At 66.8% G+C, this 1555-nt stretch carries 2 protein-coding genes; both read right to left on the minus strand.

Translation table 11 applies throughout. The annotated features are described in order from the left end of the window. Positions 1 to 41: 41 nt before the first annotated feature. Positions 42 to 1004: a DDE-type integrase/transposase/recombinase gene (locus tag ABZV00_RS37765; RefSeq protein ID WP_355615444.1), complete on the minus strand. Its 963-nt coding sequence runs from the start codon at positions 1002 to 1004 to the stop codon at positions 42 to 44. Between the two features lie 38 nt (positions 1005 to 1042). After that, positions 1043 to 1447: a transposase gene (locus ABZV00_RS37770; protein ID WP_355615447.1), complete on the minus strand. Its 405-nt coding sequence runs from the start codon at positions 1445 to 1447 to the stop codon at positions 1043 to 1045. Between the last annotated feature and the right edge of the window lie 108 nt (positions 1448 to 1555).

Here is a 1555-nt window from a genome sequence, read left to right on the forward strand (position 1 = left end):
GCAGGCCGGTAGTTGTCAAGTCAACCTGAGACAGGTTGTCGTTAGCGGGTGGGTTGTTCTTGCCGGGCCGGGTTGTTGATCCAGGCGGTGTCGGGTGCCCGGGGTGCTTGTGGGCGGCGGGTGAACCGGTCGGGGTGGGTGGCGTAGGCCTGGTCGAGGGTCGTCTGGCGGTGCGCCCGGATCTGCTCGGCGGTGCCGAAGTGGACTGATGCCGGGGTGTGCAGGCCGATGCCGGAGTGGCGGTGTTCGTGGTTGTAGGCGGTGAAAAATGTGTCGCAGAAGGCGCGGGCGTCGGCGAGGGATCCGAACCGGTCGGGGAAGTCGGGCACGTATTTCATCGTTTTGAACTGGGCTTCGGAGTACGGGTTGTCGTTTGAGGTTCGGGGCCGCGAATGCGAGCGGAGCACGCCGAGGTTCACGAGCATCTCGGAGACGGGTTTCGACACCATGACGCCGCCGCGGTCGGCGTGGATGGTGTGCGGTTCGACGCCGTTGCGGGTGACCGCGTCGGCGAGGAAGTCCCGTGCCAGGACCGCGTCTTCGCCGGCCGCGACGAGCCATCCGGTGATGTAGCGGGAGTAGATGTCGATGATGACGTAGCAGCGGTACCAGGTTCCTTTGACGGGTCCTTTCAACGCCGTGATGTCCCACGACCAGACCTGCGACGGGCCGGTCGCGACGAGTTCGGGGCGCACCCGCGGTGGGTGCGTGGCCTGCCGGCGTCGTTCCCTGACCTGCCCGGCAGTGCGAGCGATGCGGTACATCGTCGACAGCGAGCACCAGTACCGGCCGTCGTCGAGTTCCCGGGCCCAGACCTGCGGGATCGCCAGATCCGCATATGGGGGGCTGTTCAACACCTCGAGGACCCGGACCCGTTCGGTGTCGCTCAACGCCGAGGGTGGCGGGGTTCGTGGCAGCCACGGCCCGTGCACCGGCCCAAGACCGTTCTTCCGGCGGTAGTGGGTCGCCCGTGACGTTCCAGTCAGCGCACAGCAGCGCTGCACCGACAGTTCGGCGGACCGCAGGTCGGTGAAGGCGGTGGTCAGGATCTGCTCGGCGGCGGATCGTTGTCCGCGCTCTCGGAGAGTTCTTCCAAGAGCGCGTGTGCTTTTCCCATAATGTCCAACGCCATCCGGGTCTTCTTCAGATCCGCCTGCAGTTTCTCGTTCTGCCGGCGTAGCTTCTCTAACTCGACCTGCTCGGCGGTCTTCCGCGGCCAGGAAGCCGGAGACGTTTTCTCGCCGCCGCCGGTGAGGGCGCCCGCGTCACGGGCTCGGGCCCACTCGATCAGATGCGACGAGTACAAGCCCTCGCGGCGAAGGACCGCGGCCTTCTCCCCATGCGGGGCGTTCTCGTACTCGGTCAGGACCGCGAGTTTGAACTCCGGGCTGAACGCCCGCCGAGACGGCCTCGGCGCCGGATCAGACCCGCCCGGCACACCCTGCACGGGCTGGTCCTCAGAAGATGTCGACACGTACACCAGGATCTCCGATCCCGCCCTCGGTCAGCACCCCGCACTCACACGCGGTGTCTCACCCCATCCTGACCAAGAGGG

This window comes from Micromonospora sp. NPDC005173 (genome assembly GCF_040608515.1).
Lineage (GTDB): Bacteria > Actinomycetota > Actinomycetes > Mycobacteriales > Micromonosporaceae > Micromonospora.